Source organism: Psychromonas sp. SR45-3, from assembly GCF_014163575.1.
GTDB classification, from domain to species: domain Bacteria; phylum Pseudomonadota; class Gammaproteobacteria; order Enterobacterales; family Psychromonadaceae; genus Psychromonas; species Psychromonas arctica.
In genome coordinates this window covers 1-23,144 of record NZ_JACJDP010000033.1, presented here as the reverse complement: position 1 = coordinate 23,144, position 23,144 = coordinate 1, and the positions used below count along the sequence as shown (strand labels likewise).

At 39.3% G+C, this 23,144-nt stretch carries 24 protein-coding genes and 1 riboswitch; of the genes, 6 read left to right on the top strand and 18 right to left on the bottom strand.

Annotated elements, in window-relative coordinates; genetic code table 11:
- Window positions 1-24: 24 nt before the first annotated feature.
- From H5084_RS15025 to H5084_RS14965, 13 genes are all read right to left on the bottom strand, one after another.
- Complete coding sequence (locus tag H5084_RS15025; protein ID WP_182691204.1) at window positions 25-798, bottom strand: cobalamin biosynthesis protein; 774 nt, start codon at window positions 796-798, stop codon at window positions 25-27.
- Window positions 795-1,568 carry a precorrin-2 C(20)-methyltransferase gene (gene cobI / locus H5084_RS15020; protein WP_182691202.1) on the bottom strand — a complete coding sequence of 258 codons (774 nt, stop codon included), beginning with the start codon at window positions 1,566-1,568 and terminating at the stop codon, window positions 795-797. The genes H5084_RS15025 and cobI overlap by 4 nt, the downstream gene beginning before the upstream one ends.
- Window positions 1,569-1,570: 2 nt before the next feature.
- The gene (gene cbiE, locus H5084_RS15015; RefSeq protein ID WP_259396835.1) at window positions 1,571-2,992 is read right to left on the bottom strand and encodes a precorrin-6y C5,15-methyltransferase (decarboxylating) subunit CbiE; all 1,422 of its coding nucleotides are present in this window, start codon (window positions 2,990-2,992) and stop codon (window positions 1,571-1,573) included.
- Window positions 2,992-3,633, bottom strand: a complete 642-nt coding sequence (locus H5084_RS15010; RefSeq protein WP_028870312.1) for a precorrin-8X methylmutase — start codon at window positions 3,631-3,633, stop codon at window positions 2,992-2,994. The genes cbiE and H5084_RS15010 overlap by 1 nt, the downstream gene beginning before the upstream one ends.
- Complete coding sequence (cobK, locus tag H5084_RS15005; protein WP_182691200.1) at window positions 3,623-4,426, bottom strand: precorrin-6A reductase; 804 nt, start codon at window positions 4,424-4,426, stop codon at window positions 3,623-3,625. Before cobK ends, H5084_RS15010 begins: the two co-directional genes overlap by 11 nt.
- Window positions 4,423-5,607 (bottom strand): cobalt-precorrin-5B (C(1))-methyltransferase, encoded by a 1,185-nt coding sequence (locus tag H5084_RS15000; protein ID WP_182691198.1) that lies wholly within the window; start codon window positions 5,605-5,607, stop codon window positions 4,423-4,425. Before H5084_RS15000 ends, cobK begins: the two co-directional genes overlap by 4 nt.
- 9 nt (window positions 5,608-5,616) lie before the next feature.
- Entirely contained in the window at window positions 5,617-7,098 is a 1,482-nt protein-coding gene (locus H5084_RS14995; RefSeq protein ID WP_182691196.1) for a cobyrinate a,c-diamide synthase, read from the bottom strand.
- 108 nt (window positions 7,099-7,206) lie between these two features.
- Entirely contained in the window at window positions 7,207-9,045 is a 1,839-nt protein-coding gene (locus H5084_RS14990; protein ID WP_182691194.1) for an AAA family ATPase, read from the bottom strand.
- A gap of 21 nt (window positions 9,046-9,066) precedes the next feature.
- Window positions 9,067-9,756 carry an energy-coupling factor ABC transporter ATP-binding protein gene (locus H5084_RS14985; RefSeq protein ID WP_182691192.1) on the bottom strand — a complete coding sequence of 230 codons (690 nt, stop codon included), beginning with the start codon at window positions 9,754-9,756 and terminating at the stop codon, window positions 9,067-9,069.
- Window positions 9,728-10,534 (bottom strand): cobalt ECF transporter T component CbiQ, encoded by an 807-nt coding sequence (gene cbiQ, locus H5084_RS14980; RefSeq protein WP_028870310.1) that lies wholly within the window; start codon window positions 10,532-10,534, stop codon window positions 9,728-9,730. The genes H5084_RS14985 and cbiQ overlap by 29 nt, the downstream gene beginning before the upstream one ends.
- Complete coding sequence (locus H5084_RS14975; protein WP_182691191.1) at window positions 10,534-11,223, bottom strand: hypothetical protein; 690 nt, start codon at window positions 11,221-11,223, stop codon at window positions 10,534-10,536. The genes cbiQ and H5084_RS14975 overlap by 1 nt, the downstream gene beginning before the upstream one ends.
- On the bottom strand, window positions 11,223-11,831 hold the full coding sequence (gene cbiM / locus H5084_RS14970) for a cobalt transporter CbiM (protein ID WP_028870308.1): 609 nt from the start codon (window positions 11,829-11,831) through the stop codon (window positions 11,223-11,225). Before cbiM ends, H5084_RS14975 begins: the two co-directional genes overlap by 1 nt.
- Before the next feature lie 67 nt (window positions 11,832-11,898).
- Window positions 11,899-12,717: a DUF4198 domain-containing protein gene (locus H5084_RS14965; RefSeq protein ID WP_028870307.1), complete on the bottom strand. Its 819-nt coding sequence runs from the start codon at window positions 12,715-12,717 to the stop codon at window positions 11,899-11,901.
- Between the two features lie 148 nt (window positions 12,718-12,865).
- A riboswitch (cobalamin riboswitch) is annotated at window positions 12,866-13,009 on the bottom strand.
- Window positions 13,010-13,411: 402 nt separating this feature from the next.
- Here H5084_RS14965 and H5084_RS14960 point away from each other — a divergent pair.
- Entirely contained in the window at window positions 13,412-13,993 is a 582-nt protein-coding gene (locus H5084_RS14960) for a PEP-CTERM sorting domain-containing protein (RefSeq protein ID WP_182691189.1), read from the top strand.
- Between the two features lie 177 nt (window positions 13,994-14,170).
- Here the strand turns inward: H5084_RS14960 and H5084_RS14955 are convergent, their stop codons facing one another.
- Window positions 14,171-15,004 (bottom strand): AraC family transcriptional regulator, encoded by an 834-nt coding sequence (locus H5084_RS14955; RefSeq protein WP_182691187.1) that lies wholly within the window; start codon window positions 15,002-15,004, stop codon window positions 14,171-14,173.
- Window positions 15,005-15,156: 152 nt separating this feature from the next.
- Here H5084_RS14955 and H5084_RS14950 point away from each other — a divergent pair, with 152 nt between their 5' ends.
- The 5 genes from H5084_RS14950 to H5084_RS14930 all read left to right on the top strand — a co-directional run bounded on the left by H5084_RS14950 (window position 15,157) and on the right by H5084_RS14930 (window position 18,221).
- Entirely contained in the window at window positions 15,157-15,642 is a 486-nt protein-coding gene (locus H5084_RS14950; protein ID WP_028870304.1) for a YHS domain-containing (seleno)protein, read from the top strand.
- A gap of 28 nt (window positions 15,643-15,670) precedes the next feature.
- Window positions 15,671-15,985 (top strand): co-chaperone YbbN, encoded by a 315-nt coding sequence (locus H5084_RS14945; protein WP_182691184.1) that lies wholly within the window; start codon window positions 15,671-15,673, stop codon window positions 15,983-15,985.
- A gap of 49 nt (window positions 15,986-16,034) precedes the next feature.
- Window positions 16,035-16,310: a DUF2282 domain-containing protein gene (locus H5084_RS14940; protein WP_028870302.1), complete on the top strand. Its 276-nt coding sequence runs from the start codon at window positions 16,035-16,037 to the stop codon at window positions 16,308-16,310.
- A gap of 93 nt (window positions 16,311-16,403) precedes the next feature.
- Entirely contained in the window at window positions 16,404-17,291 is an 888-nt protein-coding gene (locus H5084_RS14935; RefSeq protein ID WP_182691182.1) for a DUF692 family multinuclear iron-containing protein, read from the top strand.
- A gap of 159 nt (window positions 17,292-17,450) precedes the next feature.
- Complete coding sequence (locus tag H5084_RS14930; RefSeq protein WP_182691180.1) at window positions 17,451-18,221, top strand: putative DNA-binding domain-containing protein; 771 nt, start codon at window positions 17,451-17,453, stop codon at window positions 18,219-18,221.
- Between the two features lie 252 nt (window positions 18,222-18,473).
- Here the strand turns inward: H5084_RS14930 and H5084_RS14925 are convergent, their stop codons facing one another.
- The 4 genes from H5084_RS14925 to metN form a co-directional block, all read right to left on the bottom strand.
- Entirely contained in the window at window positions 18,474-19,682 is a 1,209-nt protein-coding gene (locus tag H5084_RS14925; RefSeq protein ID WP_182691178.1) for a hypothetical protein, read from the bottom strand.
- A gap of 550 nt (window positions 19,683-20,232) precedes the next feature.
- Window positions 20,233-21,051 carry a methionine ABC transporter substrate-binding lipoprotein MetQ gene (gene metQ / locus H5084_RS14920; RefSeq protein ID WP_028868769.1) on the bottom strand — a complete coding sequence of 273 codons (819 nt, stop codon included), beginning with the start codon at window positions 21,049-21,051 and terminating at the stop codon, window positions 20,233-20,235.
- A gap of 55 nt (window positions 21,052-21,106) precedes the next feature.
- Window positions 21,107-21,793, bottom strand: coding sequence for a methionine ABC transporter permease (locus tag H5084_RS14915; protein ID WP_182691176.1), 687 nt, complete (start codon window positions 21,791-21,793; stop codon window positions 21,107-21,109).
- Window positions 21,783-22,817, bottom strand: a complete 1,035-nt coding sequence (metN, locus tag H5084_RS14910; RefSeq protein WP_182691175.1) for a methionine ABC transporter ATP-binding protein MetN — start codon at window positions 22,815-22,817, stop codon at window positions 21,783-21,785. The genes H5084_RS14915 and metN overlap by 11 nt, the downstream gene beginning before the upstream one ends.
- Window positions 22,818-23,144: the final 327 nt, after the last annotated feature.

Below are 23,144 nucleotides of genomic sequence, written 5' to 3'. Positions count from 1 at the left end.
CGCTACACTAGTGGTAGCTGATGATTAAGACAAACTGTAACTGCGCGCAATTGCGCAGGTAGCTTGTTTATTTTTTTGTTTATTGAGCAGTAATTCGCTGCCATTCTTAGTTAATTGTTGTGCTTGATATAATGCCGCCGATTCTGCAACACCATACACACCGACGGTTTTAAAAATATAATCAGACTTAGTAGACAATCGCTCTTCCATCGCCCCCAAGGTTTCTGCATCAAAGGTTACATACGGTTTATGTAAATTTTTCGATAATGCAATCAATCCCACTTCATCGCTTTTGATATCGATACTGGTGATCGCACTGATATCATTGATCGTTAATCCAGCCGTTGTTAAACACTCGTCCAATAAACCTTGCAAAACAGCTTCCGGACAATGTCGTTCACATCCCATCCCCACTACATAGATGGGGTTTAAATAACGATTGGCAGTAGTTATCACTAATTGATTTTCTAGCAAGTTTGAAACTTGTCGTGCGAACTCATTTGCCCCGCCTTCATGCCCCGATAACAAAGGGATCACAAACTGCCCTTGTTCATCTAACACTAATACCGCAGGATCGGTATATTTATCCTTGATAACAGGCGCTAAAGTACGCATCACGATGCCAGTGGCACAGATGAACACTAACGAGTCTTGTTGTTTAAAATAAGTTTGCACTGAATCAATAAAAGGAGTCGGTTTGAAACACACTTCACTTTTAGTATCAGTCTCAGATAAAAGGTGCTGTAAACGCCTTGCTAATTGCAACCCGACTTCGGTTAAGCAGATAATTCTAATCACGCCCTCTCTTCCCGATTCGCTTCCTGATTAGCTTCCCGACGCGGTTCTTTACGGGTAATGACAAATAATGAAAAGTAAGGTCCGGCTATATTCTCTAAAAAGTTTAAATCAGTGATCACCTGTTGATTATCACGGCTGATATACTCTAAATAGTTGGCATCATCAAAACGCTTTGTTTCTTTTAATAAAGCTAATAAACGCGGTCTTTCAATACCTGCTTTCATGATCACAACGGCATCATGTTCTAATAAAGCGGCTTTAATTTTTGCGTCACTATGACGTCCAGTGATCACGGCGAAAGATTGCTTTAATACCGTTAGTGGTATTTTAAGTTCTGCCGTCGCTGCTACAAAAGCTGGAATACCTGGAATAACATGTGAAGCGTATTGGCTGTCTAAACGCTCTAATAAATAAGTAAAAGATCCAAAAAACAAAGGGTCTCCTTCACATAAAAATACAACCGTTTTTCCTTGTTTTAATTGCTCATGAATTTGCCCTATCGCTTTGTCGTAAGCTAAATTAGCCGCAACACGTTCACGAGACATCGCAAAACGCACGCCTAAATGTTGCTGCTTTTTAATAGGACTTCTCAATGCTTCAACAGCGATATCAAGTGCTTGCGATTGTCCTGATTCATTTTCTAAATAACAAATAACATCTGCATGTTGAATCGCACGATATGCTTTTAAGGTCAATAACTCAGGGTCACCCGGGCCAACACCCACACCAATAAACAGGCCACCTTGGGCTGTTGAAGCAAGATCATTCATTTCTATTCCTCTACTATTTCTTTATTGCTCTTTTTAATAAAGCTAAACAAACTCACTGGCAATGCTGGGCGGTAAGCAAGCTGACCACCTAAGGTTCTACTTTTATTAACGGCAACTTGTAATGTCTCTAACTCACTATCATTAACATCACTGCGTTTTATGTAAAAATCTAATAATTGATATTTAGTTTTTTCCATCACTGCAGAGACCACAATTTGTCCGTCTTCTGGCAGTTTTTCCCATAGTGACTCAAGTAGTTCAGGAAGTGCTCCGTCACTCCCACCAATAAATATTTTATTCGGTGTTGGTAAGCCAGTCAGTGCTCCTGGTGCTCGTCCAAAAGTAGTTTTTAAATTATTAACCACACCAAACTTTTGCTTGTTGAGTAATAAACAATCGAATCGCGCTTGGTTATGCTCAATGGCATAAATTTTTGCTTTAGGTTGCCAATACGCCATCTCAATCGAAACACCACCACAACCTGCGCCAATATCCCAAATAATGTCTCTTTTACTTGGTTGTAATAATGACAATATAGATAAACGTACTTCGCGTTTACTGATCATACCTTTACTACCTAACTCGCCCGTTTCAAAATCAGCATCTTTAATGCCAGGGAACTCAGGCAAGAAACCTTTATTCGCACCACAAATGACAAAAGATACATGTAACGCATCAAAATTTTGCAAGGCGCCTTCAGACTCTGCTTCTAATAACGCTTGTGCTGTGAATCGAGATATTTTTTGCTCTGTGTAACCAAGACGCTCACACACAATGATTTCAGCATCAACAAACCCAGAGTCTACACAAACTGCCGCAAGGTGATGTGGCAAGCTGTCTTTATCGGTTAACAGCAATAAGGTTTGCTGCGCTTTTAAGGCTACTTTCAATTTTGCCAACGGACGACCATGCAGACTGATAACATTTACATCTTGCTGTGCAATCGACAGGCTATGACAAGCTTGTGTAATACTAGAAACGGCTGGGAAAAAACGTACTGTTGCATCGTTAAAGTGTTTGCTGATCCAAGTACCAATACCGTAATAAAGGGGATCACCAGAGCCTAATACAACCACTTTTTGTTCGGTTTCTATTAGCACTTTCAAATCTTTTAATTTAGGGATTATTTCTGTTCTTGGTGGCAAACTTGGAGTTTGAGGTTCAACTTGTTGCTGCTCACCTTCCCCTATGGTTTCTATCTTAGGTTGTACCGCTAAGTGCTTTTCTAACGTTAATAATTGACGCTCAGATCCAATGACAAGATCCGCAGATTGCAGCGCGATTAAAGCTTGTTCGCTGAGCATGGCATTTTCAGCTACCCCTAAACCAATCACTGCGATTTCTCGCGTAGCCTTAGACGATGATTTAACTTTGCTAGCAACATTAATCTCGAACATTTTCATTAATTTTTTAATGATACTCATTAATACAACTCTCCTTTGATACAACGTAATAAGGCATTACAGCTCGCGCTAGATACAGCACTGCCACCTTCTCGCCCTAATAAAGTGATACATTCAATACCTAACTGTTGATGAACATCCCATAATGCTTGTTTAGATTCAGCAGCACCGACAAACCCAACGGGCATACCAATAATCAAAGCCGGTTTAGGTGCTCCTTGAGCAATCATTTCTAATAAACGAAACAACGCAGTAGGTGCATTACCAATCACTACTACACTGCCTTGCAGGTAAGGTAACCAAGCGGTTAGTGCTGCCATGGTTCTGGTTTCGCCCGTTGCTTTAGCACGTTCTGGCACTCCTTCTGCATTTAAAAAACACAATGGATCCGTTTTAATCATTCGTTTGGTGATGCCTTGTTTAACCATCTCCACATCGCACAGGATTGACGCCCCTTTTTGCAATGCTTCAATACCCGATTGGCAAGCGCGTTCACTCAACCTAACCTGTGAAGCAACCGCAGGAATACCCACGCTATGTACAACACGCATTACCACTTGTTGCGCTTCTATGGATAAATGGTCGAGGTCGGTTAAGGTTCTAATTTGGCGAAAGCTTTCATTCTCGATCAAGCTTGGATCGTGGATATAATCAAATTTCATTTTTAAACTCAGTTAATGTTGCAGAGGACGCGAAAGCAGATTTAGGCAATTTAGTTGATGTTATACATGTTTGTAATAAGGCAACACAATCCGCTGCATTATCAAACTCATACTGTAATGGCGCAAGCTGTGGGCGTTTAAATTGGTAAACAGGAATACCCGCTTGTGCCGCCGCTTGTATTTTTGCGTAGGTAGCGTCACCACCGCTATTTTTACTAATAATCGCGTCTATTTTATAGGCTTGGAGTAACTGCTTTTCATCTTCTAGTAAAAAAGGTCCAATCGCTTTTAACCAAGTGACATTAGCCGGAAGCTGTACTTTAGCGGGCATCGCAGTGCGCAATAATAGATGTTTAGCTTGTTTGGCCAATTGTTCAATAACATCCTGCGAGATTTGCCCTGCAGTCATAAATAAGGATTGATGTTGAGCCACTTTTGCGATTAATTCAGGCCATTCAGACACCTCTACCCAATAATCATTATCGGTTTTAGGCCATGGCTTACGGTGAAAACGTATGGCAGGAATCGACAAGTCATTGCTCACTTGTGCAATGGTATTACTCATTGTCTCAGCAAAAGGATGGGTAGCATCAATAAGATGAGTAATTTTATGGTCAGAAATATAAGTTGCCAAACCACCAAATTGTGTGAAACCGCCACTAATAACAGGCCCAGGAACGGTCGCTTTACGCACTATGCCAGCAATGCTATAAATCACATCAAATCCCAACTCAAACAATTGAGTCGCAAGTTTACGCCCATCTGCTGTGCCACCAATAACTAGAACTTTCATGGTTTTGTTTCACTATTAAGTTGTTCGTCTGATATGTTAATCCGATGTCCATTTTTATCAAAGCGATCATTGTAACTATTTGCCACAAATAAACCTTTTCTATCAACGGCCCAGACCTCTACTTCAATGGATTCATGAACAATGGTTTTGGCAAATTTTAATGCTTCCATACACACAACTGTCGCAATATCTAACCCCGCCGCTTTGGTTTTATTTAACACTTCAATAGTGGTGTTAGCCTCTAGAATTTGTTGTTGTAATGCCTGTGATGCGCCTAAAGATTTTGCAATATTGGCTAACTGCTGAAAATCGATGCTGGATTGACGACTATTAAGGTCCAAATGACCATTTGCGAGCTTAGTTAATTTACCAAAACCAGCACTGATACTGAGCTTTTGAATTCTATTACCCGTTTTAGGATCGACTTTTTCACGACGTAAATATTTCAACATTGCCCCCACAAAGTCGCCCATCTCAATTAAGCTAACTTCATTCATTTGATAAAATTCTTTAATCGCATGCTCACTAGCAATACCGGTCGAAGCAGCTAAATGAGTGAAGTTATTAGCACGCGCAACATCAATGCCTTGATGAATAGAAGCAATATAAGCAGCACAGGAATAAGGACGTACAATACCGGTTGTGCCTAGAATAGATAAACCACCAATAATACCTAAACGACTGTTCATCGTATTTAAAGAAATCTGCTCGCCGTTTTCAATCCCAACAGAAACTTCAAAGCCACCAGCATATTGATAAGCGAGCGCATAATGTTCAAGGTGCCCTGTCATCATTTTACGCGGAACAGGATTAATCGCCGGTTCACCGATGGCAAGGACTAAACCCTCGCGAGTGACTGTACCCACACCTTCAGCAGCTTTAAATTTAATACCTTGTTCAGCGGTTAAACATAGTTCAACAAACAAGGTCGCTCCGTGAGTGGCATCGGGGTCGTCACCGGCATCTTTAATGGTGCTGGTACGAATGCCATTGTCGATCGGTTGGTAACTGATAATATCAAGGTCAACCTTCTCTCCACGCGGTAAGGTAATTTCAACGCTATTGGGTTGTTTATTTGCCAGTAACGAGCGCACAGCAGCAACACAGCAAGCTGTTGCGCAGCTTCCTGTGGTTAAACCATTACGTAATGGTTGCTCTGTTTCACTCGATTCAGGCCACATAAACGTTCCCTATTGTTGAGCCTGCATAGCGGCATGCTGTTGACTAGATGCTTGCTGCTTATTAGCCGCTTGCTTTTTATCTACAGAATTTTTATCAGTGCCTGAAGCGGCATAATTCTGCCAATCTGTTAGCTTTTGCTGATCCACCGCTTGTAATTTCCCGGTAAACAAATCAGCAATCAACGTTGGATTAGACGGGAAAAATAGATGTAAGTAACTCGCCGTTAATTTCTTATCACGATAAATGGCTTCACCGGGTGCGGGGTGACGTTGACGTTGCCCATACCCCATTGCATCTACTTCCATGATCGCACGAGATCGATGATGCGCATGGCCGTGTATTTCACCTTCCGGTAGCATTGCTTTTTGCATACCCTGACAACCACGTTTACCTGACATACTGCCTTGACCATTTAACACACCACACATTTTATGATGCTTGTTATCAAGATCCACCAGCTCGTTTAAACAATAAAGAAATCCACCACACTCCGCGAGTACAGGTTTACCGGCATTATAAAAACCAGTAATTTGTGTTTGTAATTGAGTATTCGCCGCAAGTTGCTGAGCGTATAATTCAGGGTATCCACCGGGTAACCATAAAGCATCAGCGTCAGGTAATTGCGTGTCTTTTAGCGGAGAGAAATAATGCAGTGTTGCCCCCATCTCTTCTAATAATCGCGTATTCGCTTGATAGATAAAACTAAAAGCAAGATCACGGGCAATGGCGATTTTTTTACCTTCGAGTAATTTGCCTACTTTTTCTATTTCACCGGCATAAAAATCAACGCTTGGCGGTAATGTGAGTAATAGTTTTTCTGTACTTTCATTACCATTAGCACGCTTAACACCATCAGCTAACCATTCGCATCCCAATGTGAATTTTTGTTCTAATTCATCAAAGACTTCACTGGCTTGTACCAACCCTAAATGACGTTCAGGTAAGGCGATATCAGCATCTTTTTTAAGACACGCTAATAACGGCAATTGTTCAGCCAATGCCTCTCTAATTAATTGAGCGTGACGCTCGCTGCTGCAATTATTAGCAATTAAACCATAGCAACTATAGTCATCACGAAAGTTAGCTAAACCAATCGCAACGGCGGCGGCAGTTTGTGCCATGCCTTTTACATCCATCACAATCGCAACGGGAATATTAAAACGAGCGGCTAAATCAGCACTTGAGGGTTCACCATCAAATAACCCCATCGCACCTTCGACTAAAATAAGGTCGGCTTCTTGTGCTGCTTCATACAATTTTTGCTGACAGTAGTTTTCACCGGCCATCCACATGTCTAACTGTTCAACATGCCCGTGTGATGCTTGCGCTAGAATTTGCGGGTCAAGATAATCAGGGCCAGTCTTAAAAACACGCACGACCTTGCCTTGCTCAGTAAAATAGCGTGCAATAGCAGACGTAATGGTTGTTTTACCCTGTCCTGATGCAGGAGCGGCCAAAAATAGTGCCGGACAACTTGCTTTTTCTTTCATCGAATTAATCTCTTCATGTTAAATAACACTAGCTACCTATTTGAATGCTGAATTTTTAGGTGCTTTATAGCTAACCGCTTTATGGCTAGATATCTCATCGCTTTATAGCTAGCACTGTATAGCTAGATATTGTGCATCTAATTGCTGGGCTAATAACTTTCCACGACCACGTTTTATCTGTGCTTTTTCAATATCTATCAATAAAGTCGGTACTTTAAGTTTTAAATCATCAATATCAACACGGCTTCGGCCATCGGTGATCAGATAACAAAAAAACGATAGTCCTGGATATTGATGGGTCAGCTGCTTAATACTCTGTGAGGCTTTTTCTAAAATAAGACGCAAAGGTGTGCCACCCAAAGCACTAATATCATCTAACAAACGAGCCACCTGTTTAGGTGCTCGACCTGCTTTAATGATTGTTTCGACGTTATTATTACCAAACCCTAACAAACTAACTTTATCTCGCTGTAAATAAGCGCTATCGGTAATATTCATCACTACCGATTTAGCAATAGCAGACAAGCTATCACTTAATGTCGAAGCAGAAGTATCTAATAAAATAAGGTGTAACCTCTGTTCACCCGTTGAAATTTTTTTAAAGGAAAACTGCGCTGGCGGCCATTGCCCTAAACTCGTTGTTAAGGTTTTAAACCAATCTGGTTTGTGGCTATTTAAGGTTGACTTTCTCTCACCTTTGGTTGTTTTACCTTGTTTATTTTTATTATGTTGTTCGCTCAATAAGTTGGGTTTAAATACATCACTTAATGTACTTTTTTTTAATGTTGGTAATTCGATATTGAGCGTGCTGTTAGTTTTTTGAGCTTCTCCCGATTGAGCAGGCATCGCCCCCCACTCACCTGAACGACCATCATTATTCGAATCAGAAGTCGCGTCTGAGTCTGTCGCATTATGTTCATTACTTGGGTTAACGCTAGATTCACGTGATGATTGTGTTTTTTGCGGCGCTTGAGGACGAGAAAAGCCACCGCTATTATTGCTCTTTTCAGTCTGTGGAGATGGTGGTGTTGATGACGGCGGCGGAGATCCCGCATGTTGCATACGGTGCGATAAAACAAGAGGTGCAACCTGCGCGATGTCATCAAAGGTTACTGCTTTTCGTCCACACCAGGCGGCATGCGTCAAACTCGCTCGATGCATCATAATATCAGCACGCAACCCATCTACATTTGCTTGTTGGCAACGGGTGGCTATTTCGATTAAACAATCATCGCTACACTGTACTGTTGGTAATAATTTCTGTGCATCGCTAATTTGTTGCTGTAAAAAAATTTGTTCTGCTTGGTAATCATCACAGAAAGCAATTTTATCAAGTTCGAAACGTTGTCGTGTTTTAACAATATTAATACGCTCATTGAGGCTGTACGTATTATCTAATTCAACCATCAAACCAAAGCGATCTTTTAATTGTGGACGCAACTCACCTTCATCGGGATTCATGGTGCCAATTAAAGTAAACCGGGCATCATGAGCATGGCTAATACCATCACGTTCGACAACATTTACGCCGCTGCTCGCCACGTCTAATAACTGGTCAACCAAATGATCAGGCAGCAGATTAACTTCATCAACATACAATATGCCGTTATGCGCTTTTTTTAATAAGCCAGGAGAAAATTTAACTTGTTTATCTTTTAGTACATGGTCTAAATCCAATGTTCCTATCAGCATCTCTTCGCTTGCACCTAAAGGTAACGTGACAAATTGTGGAGTCTGTTCATCCTTAACGGGCAACAAGTCTGACACGGCGCGTGCTAAGGTTGATTTAGCACAGCCACGAGGTCCTGAAATTAATACACCACCAATCAGGGGATTAACCGTTGCAAGCAATAGCGCTAACTTAAACAGAGGTTGCCCTTGCACCGCGCTAAAAGGAAAAATAGCCTGTAGTGATGGGTCATTATAATTATTGATGTAGCTGCTCATTTTAATTCTCTCTAATGCGGCTTAAGCCACAGCGACCGAGGGATTTGATGCCTCAGTTAATAAACCATCTTGCAGGTTTAATTGGCGCGTTGCTAATTGGTCTGAAAATATCTTATCGTGGGAGATGATGATCATCGCCTGAGGCAATGCTTGCAACACATTTAAAAGGCGCATTTTAGCTTTCTCATCTAATGCGTTAGTTGGTTCATCTAAAATTAATACTTGTGGCTCCATCACTAATACACTGGCTAAGGTGATCATGCGTTTTTCACCACCGGAAAGTTGGTGGGTAATACGTGACTCAAACCCTTGCATGCCCAACTGTTTCAAAGTTTGTAATGACTTTTCAATCGCCTGTTGCTTAGTAAACCCTAAATTTAACGGTCCGAACATGACGTCTTCTAATACCGTTGGACAAAACAACTGGTCATCTGGATCTTGAAATAATAATCCCGCCTTAGCACGTAACTGGTTAAACTGCTTCTCAGTTTTACAGTTCTCACCAAAGCCAATAATTTTACCTTGCTTGGCTTTTTTAAGGCCAACAATTAAATGTAATAACGTCGTTTTTCCTGCTCCGTTATCACCATTAATAACAACCCGTTCACTGCGATGTAAAACAAAGTTAATGGCGTTTAATACACTGCCACGCCTTGGATAAGCGTAACTAAGGTTTTCTATCTTAATCAGCGGTTGATTTGAATAAGTCATCAATATTGAGCCCTATTAACAGTATTAAGAAACAGAAAAAAGCAAAACCAAAAATAGCATCTACGCGACGCATTTTCATATCATCGTTAAGATAATAACGACCACAAAAACCACGACACTTCATGGCTCCTGAAATACGTTCAGCACGCTCTACAGAACGAATTAATAGCATGCCAAACAAGTAACCGATGCTTTTCCAAGTATGTTGATTGGTGCGCAGAACAAAAGCACGCGCTTGCATTGCACGACGCATCTTTTTATATTCTTGGCTGATCACATCTAAATAACGCACCATAAATAACATTAAGTGAACTAATTTATCAGGTACTTTAAGATGTGCAAGTGCATGCCCTAGAGTTGATGCACTCATCGTTGCTACTAATGAAAATAACACTAACAACACCGCATTCGCTTTAATAGTGATTAATAACGCATGTGCTAAACCTTGCCAACTAGCATCAAAACCAAACACACTAAACATCGCATCACCGGGTGTGGTAAACGGCAAAACACATATTAGCGTTAACATGAACAAATCCATCGCAATCACTCGACGCAAGGTACGCTTTATATTGAGTTTGCTCGACTTCACCAGTATAAAAGCAGCTAACAAACCGACTAAGGTCGGCACAAAATGACTGCTTAAAACGACAACTAGCGCAAATAACCCCGAGCAAACCACACGCACACGTGCATCAATTGCATCTATCCATGATGCTTGATGTTTTAGTGCTTGTCCTGACCATGACGTCAAACTATGCTCTAGCCCCTGCGACATTACTTGTTAGCCTTTAATTTACGTTCACGTAAAAAAGCCACCAATCCCAGCAAACCAAATATATAGCCAATACCACCGATCATATCGCGGAACCCTGATTTTTCTTTTAATGCTTGGATCTCTTTGCGTAAAGGTTTTATCTGTTTAGCAATCGCTTTCTCTAACATTAATGGCGTAATTTGGGCGCTTAACATCGGCCCATTATTCATATTTTGGCTAGTGCCCGTGATTGTACTTGTTTTAGTGTTTACAGACGTTTTAGACGCAGAAGTAGCGGCGCTAGAAGTATCTATATTGCTGCTATTGGCACTATTGCCACTAATGGTGCTGTTAATATTATTATTTACAATATTGTCTAGATCTTCAGGCAACTCTTCAGCAGGTAATAGCATTTTTAATGTATGCCCCGCTCCCATATTTATTTCAAACACATGATTAATACGTTTTCTAGCAGTGAATATAAAAAAGCCATCTTCATCAGTCACCACTTCCCCCAGCGGCGTCCCCGACTGATCAGACACTTTAACCAACGTCCCCGCATTAGCCATCGCACCATTAGAAAAACCAGCTTCACCTTCAATATCAAAACCATTGACGTAAACACCACCGACGACATTATGCGCTAAAGCATTCATCGTCAGTGACCATAAAAAAGGCAATAAAATAAATAATGAATAAAATCTTTTCATTAACTTTTTTCCTTAGTAATAAACTCAGGTTTTACCGTATGAATTAAATAGACTGCAGCATAAGAAACAAAACCTTCCACGATCATAATAGGAATATGCGCAGGTAATACTGCTTTTGCCGCTAATACAAATGACTCACCCGATAACGCTAATGAAAAAGCCACCATCACCGAGGTAATGATAATGGCGCCGGCACCGCCAATCGCGCCCCAAATAGCTGCAACTTTAGCACTTTCATGGCGAATGCCTTTGTAACAAAGATAATAAATAATCACTGCCGGCAACGCGATATTGACGGTATTAACACCCAATACGAGTAAACCGCCAAAGCCAAAGAAAATAACCTGTAATAGCAATGCCACTAATAATGCCGGAAAAGCAACCCAGCCTAAAATAATGCCGAGTAGTCCATTCATAATTAAATGCACACTAGAAAAGCCCAAGGGTAAATGGATATAAGAAGCAATAAAAAATACAGAAGCTAATACGCCCACCAATGGCAGGTGGTCATAATCCATTTTTTTTAGACCAATAAAAACACCGACGACCGCCAAAACTGCGCCACTGACTAATACCGGTACTGACAGAGCACCATCAACAATATGCATAATTTATCCGTTTAAAGTGATACGTCTAAGTAATACGTTGCGCCTATATAAGCCGACGCTACAAAGACTATGGTAACTTAGTCGCTTGCACCCAAATAACCGCGTCTTGTGATAACGCTTTACCTTGATAAGTTGTTTTTTCACCTATACCTAACGCGGCAAATCCCCACTGCCCTGCTTTTAATAATGAAAAGTGGAAGGTGCCGTTCGCATCGGTATAGATCGTCTGAGTCACAAAAATATCCGAAGGCGGTGTCATAATCGGTTCTTTGGCAAAATGATTATTTTGCATATCCGGTACATAATTCATAAATTCGACTTCAACAGCAGCAAATGGAACTGGCTTGCCATTAGACTTCACTACCGCACTAAAAATACCGCCTTCATAAATAGCATAAGGTTTAGTGAGTGGCACTATTTCAGCCGTTAACCCAATGTCTTTATTCCAGTCTGTAGGGAGGTTACCAACATTCACAATTGTTTTGGTGATTTGTTGAATATAAATATCTTCTTCTGCTTCAAAATAAGGAGAAGGCTGTGCAATAAAGACATAATCACCTAAACCACGTAACTTCACATCTGCCTGATAAGCATGGCCTTTATCAACTGCGCTTTCCCACTCAATATCAGTAACCGTGTCAATAAGGTCGGTCTTTTTACCTTTTTTAATCATGTAAAAAGCTTCAGGTTTATCCACAGCCATCACATGTCCGCTTGCAGCTGGATGTGTAAAAGGCATTTTAAAGCTGATTGCCCCGCCTTTTGCATGTAACAATTCAGGGGTGTAAAGCATTTGGAAATGAGCATTGGCCGAAAATGAAAGCATACAGGTTACGGCTAAAATGAAGGGATTAGAAAATTGTTTTAGTTTTTTAAAGGTTAACACAGAAAAATCTCCGTCTGATTAATGAACAGGCGAAGTTGTGGAGGAGATGGAACACCTAGAATAAGCAATACATGACTGTTGCCAATATGCTTAATAAAGATAAACCAGCCGGTGAAGCCCTCCGCAACACCACGGTACTTGCGTCAAAAGCAAGTATCATCCAGAGGTTTGGTATCCGGGCTCAGCAAAATCAATAAATATTGCTCTACCGTTGCGGGGGCAGCCTTGGTCTTTAACCAAGTTCCCAAACAGATGTGATGGTAACCGACATAACGGGATTAATGACCACTACAAATGCATCGTTTTAACACGATATCCAAAGGAGGCAGAACCATAACTTGATACAGGTCAAACAGTCAATATAAAGCACCTATTTTATGCTTAATAATACAAGTGCTGATATCGCTAAATACTTTACCTGTGTTTTATGAACATTATTTTTGTACCGTCAAATTTTTTATGATCGGCAACACCTGTAATAAATGCAGCAGAAGCCGTTGTATAAAAATAAGCATTTATGACGAATAAATTTACACATTAAAACAGAGATCATACGGCAACTCAGTAAGAACCTGAATTTTAACACATTATCATATTGGCACGATTACTGCTTTACTATGCGATATATACTCAATATTAGTTAATCATTAATGAGTATTATAAAAACAACCTAACAACGAAAGGAATCAATTTCATGAAAAAAATCATCATAGCTGCCGTTACTTCACTAATGGCTTTAAACGCAAATGCAGCTCTTATTAATATCTATGAGACAAACTCATCTTTAAGCAATATTGCACAATCTCAAGCAGTTATTGATAGCGCAACTGCCTCAACATCTTCATTTGAAAGTGATAATATTTTTTACAGCGATGCTGCAGCACATGGAGCGCCTGGATTTGATAATGGTCATAATCAAACGTTTGTATTAACTGCAACAGGTTTTGTTGACACTTCTTTATATTCTGCACTGAAGTTTTTCCACGATGATGGCATGATAGTTAGTCTAGCGGGTAATCCAGTCTATACCTACAATGCAAATACAGCTAAAAGAAGTAGCGGGCTGATTAGCTTTGCAGATACTGGTTTAGTATCTTTTGATTTGTTGTTCTGGGAAAACACTGGTGCAGCGACTCTACTTACTTACGGTGTGTTAAGAAATGGTACACAAGCAACTGAAGTCGCAAAAATTGCTTCAGTTCCTGCACCTGGTGCAATGGCCTTATTTGGTTTAGGCTTAATTAGCTTAGTAGCCGCGCGTCGTCGTAAAGCCTAACTTTATCAAATAGCTGTTATAAAATAGCTATTCTCGCATTGCCTTTTATAGAGTAGCTTTACAGCTACTCTATATTTCCAACCTATCATTTTACACCTTAATACTTACAATCTTATCGCTGTAGACTTTCTATTCTTAGGATCTAGCTTCCTACTACAGGATTTTCGACCTCTATTTTCATGCATTGAATAACTTCATTTTTTCCAGCCATTCCTTAGGTGACATACCTAGTTTTTTTCTAAAGACGCGAGCAAGTGCAGACCCGTTCTCATAACCCACTGCATTGGCGACTAATGACACTGACTTATTTTTCTTTAATAAACTTTTCGCTACAATAATTCGCCAATCAATAACATAGTCTCCAGGGCTTTGACCAACAAGGCGTTTAAATAATTCAGAAAATTTAGAACGTGACATTAATGCCAGTTCTGCCATCTCCTCTAACCCCCATTGCCGCTCGGGCGCATCTTGGATAGCTAAGATAACTTTAGAAATTTGAGGGTGAGATAATCCAGCTAATAAACCATGCTTGATCATTTTATGACTCAATACATGCCTAAGAATATAAATAATAAAAATATCCGTCAGGGAGTTAATCATAGGTAATCGACCGCATCTATCTTCAAAAGCCTCTTCAAATAATGCCAGTGACGTCTGTTTTATTTTAGGACAATCATTGAGATTAAAATGCAGCAAGGTAGGCAGAGCTTCTGCAATCGGATTAGATGTTGTTTCATTATAAATTACATTAGCACAGACCAACTTCGGTGGATTATTAGGATCACCAACAATACGATGAGTATGTGGTAAAGGAATAAATAATACCGTCGGCTGATTAAACAATTGAGATTTGCCCAGCTCATCAATAAGCGTTAACTCACCTGCCTGTAAAAGGTGTAAATGGCCTTGATTAGGTTGTTTATCAAAATGACTAATGCCACACAAATTGCCAGTAAAAAAGACTTCCGTGTTCATCGAAAACCGCTTCAAGATAATTGAAAGTTGATCCATTGTTACTATCTCCCTGACCACTTTGGACGATTGGGTTCAAAATATGGACTATGTCATCCCTTTCACTAGATTGAAAGCCTTATATTATTAACCAAGCCAGAATCCGTCCTGACTTAATTTAAAACTATCGTTATTAAACATGGAGAAATACAATGACACTTTCATCACTCATCAAATCCACACTAATAAGCTCTGCACTGTTAGTCAGCAGCTTCAGTTTTGCAGCCAACATTGAAGTTAATGCAAATAGTAACGACCTAGCAATTCAGGGCTACGATACCGTTTCATACTTTACTAAAGGTGCACCGACTAAAGGCTCTGACAAATATACAGCCGCTTACAATGGTGCTATCTACCACTTTTCAAATGCCGATAACCGTGATTTATTTAAAGCAACGCCGGCTAAGTATGCTCCACAATACGGTGGCTTTTGTGCGATGGGTGTAGCGATGAATCAGAAGTTTGATACTGACCCAACAGCATGGCATATCAAAGGCGATAAATTATATTTAAACCTTAACAAAGATGTACAAAGACAATGGTTAAAAGATGTCCCAGGTTTCCTTGAAACCGCACAAGTTAACTGGACGGGTATTAAAGGTTTGACTGAAGCTCAAATTGAAAAAATAAACGAATAACACTAATAGCAATAAGCGAGATTTAACCATGAAGCAACTAACCGCTAACGACTCTCTTGATGATTTATTATTAGAGCACGAACATTCACTACTCTTTTTTAGTGCGTCTTGGTGCGGGCCCTGCCAATCGATGACACCTGTTGTTGAAAATGTATCCAATGCAATGAACCAACACCTTAACACCATTAAAGTGGATGTTGATGCTTCACAACATGACGCGATAGATTACGGCATACGAAGCGTACCAACGCTATTACTAGTAAAAAATAACGAGATTATTGCACAACAGATCGGTGGCATGCCGCCAGTCCAATTGATGCAATGGTTAGAGCAATATATTTAGTTGCTTCATTTAACAATGCATCACTAATAAACCTTCAGAGGATTTTTTTATGAGTCATAAATTATTAGCAAGCGCAGCCTTAGCAGCGGTTATTGCCGCAGGTGTTTCAGCGCCTGCACAAGCAGCGAGTAAAGAAAAGTGTTACGGCATCGCTGCGGCAGGTCAAAATGACTGCGCAAATTTAGCAGGTACCCATTCATGTGCTGGTCAATCATCACTTGATAATGATAAAGGTGAGTGGAAACTCGTTGCAAAAGGGACTTGTTCTACACTTGGTGGGTTATCAAAAGCTGAAGCGAAAGCGCATTACAAAGCAAACTCGTAGCCCTAGCAATCAGAATGAAGAACAGCTCTATAAAACGAGTGAAATAGAGATCTCAAACTGAATGAAACGGCTATAAATTATAGGAAAAGTAATATGTCAGTAAATAATCAGAATATATTAATTGGTGTCGGTTTAAGGCATCCACATTTTACTGACGTATTAACACAAGCTAAGCAAGTTGATTTTGTAGAAGTACACTCTGAAAATTTTTTTGGTGAAGGTGGTGCTGCGCTATCTGTGTTACACCAAGTTCGCGAAAAATACCCAATCAGTCTGCACTCCACATCCATGGGTTTAGGCTCTCGTGAAAATATTCCTAACGATTATTTGCAGCGTTTGAAGAAACTAACAGACAGTATTGACCCTTTTTTAATGTCAGAACATGCCAGTTTTACTTGGGGTCAGCAGCAAGGACAATTAATACACAGTGGTGATTTGCTGCCTATTGAACATACGCATGCCAGCTTAGACAGGATGTGTATCAAAGTAGATAAGGTACAGTCTTTTTTAGGCCGACCACTGATTATAGAAAATGTGTCATCATACTTAACGTTCGAACAAAGTCATATTTCAGAAGCTACTTTTTTAGCAGCACTGAGCCAACGTACTGGTGCAAAAATATTGTTAGATATTAATAATATTGCGGTTAATAGTATTAACTTTGAAGGTGCCAATATTGAACAATCTATCGCTGATTATATCAATGTATTGCCAATCAATAGCGTTGCACAAATCCATTTAGCTGGCTGCTCTCAACCTGCTGCAGGAGGATTAATGATTGATGATCACGCCTGCCCGGTTTCTTCTCCAGTATGGCAAGGTTACCAGCAAGCTTTACAACGGTTTGGTGCGGTCCCTACATTAATTGAATGGGACAATAATTTACCAAACTGGTCAACACTTATTGATGAAGCTAATAAAGCCCGTACTATCGCGAATGCCGTATTAGCAGAGAAAGAATATAGTCTTAGTTACTTCTAACATACTGATTTAGAGTGCTCCCCTGCTCTTATAGAGTGAGACAGACACTTGTCTAGGTGGCTAACGCTTACTGCGCAGGAGTTCATAAAACCCTTGCTATCGCGCCCCCTACCTACACCGAATAATGAATTAACATAAAATATTAGCGCAGGAAATAAAATGAATGAGCAACAGCTTTTATTAACCTTGATTTGGAATGATAACCCAACCTTATTAGCAGAGAGCGGTTACGATATTGCGGGTATTGCTATCTATCGACGTAATTTATTGGCTAATGCACAACGTTCATTAAGCATTACCTTTCCAACCATTTTTAAATTATTAGACAGTGATATAAGTGAAAGCCTAGTGCAGGAGTTTTTAACGTTATGTCCGCCAGATCAAGGAGATTGGGCACAATGGGGAGAAACTTTTGCTGACTTTATTGCTACGCATCAAATTGCGCATGATTACCCCTATTTACCAGACTGCGCGTCATTGGATTGGCATTTCCATTGTGCATTACAGGGTCCAGACCAAACATTGGTAAACGCTTCATTAGCGTTACTAGCGAATACAGAGCCAGAAAATATCAGTGTTATTTTTAATGAGAATCTAACGTTAATGCAAACGATGTTTCCCATTGACGATATTTTTCAAGCCCATCACCACCCAGAGCAATCAATACGGGAAGATGCAATGCGTAATGCAAAAATTGCATTATCAGCAAAATGCAAACCGCGAACGGTAATGTTATTCAGACGACAGTATCAACCCAAGGTAACTCGCTTAACTGATAGTGATGCTGATTTTATGTATTACCTAAAAGCAGGAAAACCATTAGCAGACGCCCTAGATGCAGTGGGTCATTGCAACGACTTTTCATTTGAAAAATGGTTGCTAACAGCAATAGAGCAGAACTGGATTTTACACTTACAAGATAACGCATGATGAGTGGTTACAGTTATGGCTATGGTTGTAGTTATTGTTGTAGTTATAGTTATGGGCATTTATATTGTTGAATAAAAATGCCATCATATCTTTGATTATTAAAGTTTAATATTTAACCTTTAATATTTAACCTTGAGTATTTCACTTTTCATCTATTAAAGTTTATCTAAAACCAGTAGCCACTGGTGTTATTGGTTATTGGTTATTGACTATAGTTTATTTAAATAATATTCGAACTGATTATTAAAATGCTTATTTGATTTGTTCAGTTAATGCGGAGAACTCTTTTTGCATTTGAATATTATTAAATGGTACCAACTCTGGTGCTTGTAACGCCATTATTCTATCAAAGAGTTGATTACTATCAGTGATAAGACTGCTCACTTGAGAAGACATGGTGACCGTGTTTAAGGTATTCACCGCTAAAGTATAATCTTGCATCAGTAGTGCGTGAGCTTTAGACATTTTATTTAAATCTTGCTGCATACTCACCTTATATAGTTTGATAGCCTGTAGTGTCGTATTCTGGCTTTTTAAGTTCAAAGAATACGATACTTTATGTTTTGAAGAAGCGTTACGTTGCGCTTGTTGAGTGCTGTTAATTAAACTATTTTGTTTACTTTGTAGCTCATCAATACGAGGAAGATATTTGTATTTGAGATCACCAATATAACGCTCTTGAATGTACAGCTGTAACTCTAACAGCACGACATACATGCTGTAGTATTTTTTCGCATTATTAAGATCTTCACCTGACGCTGCAGTGATCTTAGCAAAAGAACTGGCAATTTCACTAATCACTGGGAAAACAGTGGTCATAGCGAGAATATCATCGGCATTCACTCGGACTAACAGCGCCTCAACTTGTTCAAATGAAAGCTCAGTACCAAAATCATCAAGACGAGCTTGTACTGCTTCAATCATTTTTTGACGATTTTGTTGATACACTTCTATATCGTTTTCGTATTCTTGCTGCTTTTGTAATGCATCTTGTCTCTCTTCGCCAATCAAAATGACTGATTTAGATTTTTGTTGAGAAGCCTTTGCTTGGAGATCTAACATTTTTGAATCAATTTGAGTAATGCTATTACTCGCTTCTTTCACGATATCATCATTTAAAATCGCGTAGATATCGCCTAACAGATCATCGATATCTTCTTGATACCCTGCTTTATTCTTTTTAAAGAAAGCACTTTCTGGTGCTACACTCTTATCTTCTTTTACTTCAATAATATCAGCGAAGCGATCTTCCATTTTATCCCATGTGATAATGGATTTTTGCCTTGCAGCAGAAAGTGTGGATAAACCTTCTATTTCAGCATCGTCTTCGATTAAATCGGTATAAACTTTTGAGCTTGTATTTTTAACTGAATTCCAACCTGTTGATAGTGACTCTTTCCAGTCGGCTTGAACGGATACTGGCAGCATCAAGATGCACATGAGCAATGTTATTTTTTTCATTTCATTATTCCTTTCAAACCTATTCACTAGACTGTTGATTGCATTGTCCTTAGGTCTTTTATTATATTCGACCTTTAACCGGCGATGCTTCAACAAAGCAGTTACAGAGCACAGTAAAAGTAATCATTGATCATACTAAAATCTTTGTGCTATTCATACACATCACTTACTAGCCAGACTCGCTTCAATACCGCTTATTGATTGGTTAGCGCTGGCGATCAAGATGGCTTATAGATAGATTTAGAGTTTGTAGTCAGTTTATTGCAGGGCTTTGCTGAGATAGCGTTTCAGATGATTTATTTTAATGACTGTTGATCAGTAATTTAGTTGGATGCGTATTAAGGATAGCGACTAAGAGAGTGTATTAATAAGAAGTATCAATAGTCGATACTAAGAAAGCATTTTTCAATCGCTATAAAAAAAGGTATTAAGCGGGGCTTAATACCTTTTTAATCAACTTAGTACAGTGTTATATAACAGAGTACTATTACTTCCCTGCGTTAATTAATATCATCAATTAATAAGTATAGATAACTGTAAAAAGAACAGATTACCAACCTTTAACAGCGCCACCTTTAAAGATTTCAGTGGCTGCATTAAATACAACATCTGTTTGGTATGCTTTAACAAAGTTTTGTACGTTTTCTGATTGAACATTATCAGCACGTGCAACGATCAAGTTTACGTATGGAGAGTCTTTATCTTCAACAAATAAACCATCGTGGTCAGGAGAAAGGTCAATAGAGCTTGCGTAAGTTGTGTTGATGATAGCAAGGCTAACATCATCTAATGAACGTGGTAATTGCGCAGCTTCTAATTCAATTATTTGTAGATTTTTTTCACTACTAACAATATCTAAAACAGTTGCTTTTAGACCAACGCCTTCTTTTAATGTTAATAGACCTTGTTTTTCTAACAAGATCAATGAACGACCTAGGTTCGTTGGATCACTTGGTACAGCAATTTGATCACCGTCTTTTAATTCATCTAATGATTTGATTTTGCTTGAGTAACCAGCGATTGGATAAACCAATGTATTTCCAGCAACAGCAAACTTATAACCACGGTCAGTAATTTGTTGATCTAAGTAAGGTTTATGTTGAAATGCATTAACATCGACTGAACCTTCTTCTAATGCTGCATTTGGCGTAATGTAGTCAGAGAAAGTCACTAACTTAACTTCTAGACCAAATTTTTCTTTAGCAACTTTAGCTGCGACTTCAGCAACCTGTGCCTCTGCACCAGCAATAACACCGACAGTAATTTTGTCATTATCAACAGCGACGACTTCTTTTTCACCACAACCCGCTAAGGCAAAGATTGATGCAAAACCTAAAACGGCTAATACTTTTTTGATATTAAAATTCATATATTTTCCTTTGAATGTGACTTACTTTTTAGAGTTAATAGTTAAGAATAAAAATTTAACGATGATCAACACGCTTAACAAGGTGATCACCTAGTGATTGAATCATTTGTACCAAGATAACTAAGATCACAATAGTGATCATCATTACCGTCGCATCAAAACGTTGATAGCCATAACGAATACCTACATCACCAAGACCTCCACCGCCAACGGTACCAGCCATCGCCGAGTAACCTACTAAGGTCACTAGTGTGATAGTTACGGCATTTATAATGCCGGGTAATGCTTCTGGTAATAATACTTTTTTAATAATTTGCATTGGTTTTGCGCCCATCGCTTGTGCAGCCTCTACTAAACCAGACGGCACTTCTAATAGTGCACCTTCAACCAGACGAGCAATAAACGGAATGGCACCGATAGTCAGTGGCACAATCGCTGCGGCAGTACCAATCGATGAACCAACGATAAAACGAGTCACCGGTATAAGTGCAACCAATAAAATAATAAATGGGATAGAGCGGCCAATATTGACCACTATACCTAAGATTTTATTCATGCTGGTATTTTCTAACAAACCATTCTTTTTACTTAAGTGTAACAACACCCCCAGAGGAATACCCACAGCAAAACCAATAAAACCAGAGGTAAATACCATCACTAGGGTTTCCCATAAAGAGTCCACTAATAACTCAATTAAACGGGTGTTTTCAGTCCACCATGTAATCACTGCATTAAATGACATAACCTAACACCTCTAGTTCAATTTTTTGTTCTTTTAAATACTGAATTGCTTTATTCGCACAAGCTTCAGGGCCAATGAATTCGGCTAACATAAGCCCAAACTTAACTCCGCCAACGTAATCCATATTTGAGCTTAAGATACTAATATCGATATCAAACTCTCGTGCTACATGACTGATCACAGGTGCATCAACGGAAGCGCCTGTAAATTCTAAACGAATTAATGGGTAGCTATTTTTTGTGCGTGTAGCATGTAAGCGCGCTTCGTAGTCAGCAGGTATTGATAAGTCTAATGTTGAACGAATAAAGTCACGTGCGAGATCTGTTTTTGGGTGTGCAAAGATGTCACCCACAGTGCCATTTTCAACTAATTTACCATCACCAATTATCGCCACTTCTTGGCAAATGCCTTTTACCACGGCCATTTCATGGGTGATCAGCAAAATAGTTAGGTTTAGCTCTTCATTAATTTTGCGTAATAGCTCTAAAATAGAAATCGTTGTCGCTGGATCTAAAGCACTGGTTGCTTCATCACATAACAATACTTTAGGATCAGAAGCCAACGCTCTTGCAATCGCAACACGTTGTTTTTGACCACCACTTAAGTTGGCAGGGTAAACATCACGTTTATCTGCTAAGCCTACAAGCTCTAATAAATCTTCTACTTTACTTTTAATTTTATTTTTTGCCACACCAGCTAGTTCAAGTGGCAACGCAACATTATTAAAAACAGTACGCGATGAAAGCAAATTAAAGTGCTGAAAAATCATGCCTATTTTGCGACGAGTTTGTGTTAACTCTTGTTCAGATAAGGCCGTTAGGTCGACGCCATCAACAATAACCTGTCCTGATGTTGGACGCTCTAACAAGTTCACACAGCGTATTAAAGTACTTTTACCTGCGCCAGATGATCCTATTACGCCAAAAATAGTACCTTGTTCTATGGTGAGATTAATATCAGACAGCGCATTAATCGCTTTATTGCCTTGATAAAATACCTTGTTTACATTTTTTATTTCTATCATCAGATTTCCTGAAATTAATCGGGTGTTACGTTTTGTTGGATCAATATAGTCTGTGATCTACATCGTAATTACCAGTGCATACTAAGCCATCTAGACGTCTAAAGCAATTAATGATTAGTAGCAAGTTCATTTATCTCATCTACAAGCTTCTGACATTCAATTTCGTTACTCAATAATGCTTAAATTATGATCAAATGAAGGTTATTTGTAACTACTCAGCACTCATTAAAACTGAGTGCTTTTTACCAAAATAAAAACGTAAATGCTCAGGGCTAAGCTATTTATGCTTAGTTCAAGGCGAAAAAGCGCAGTTTAGTGGTTTAAATG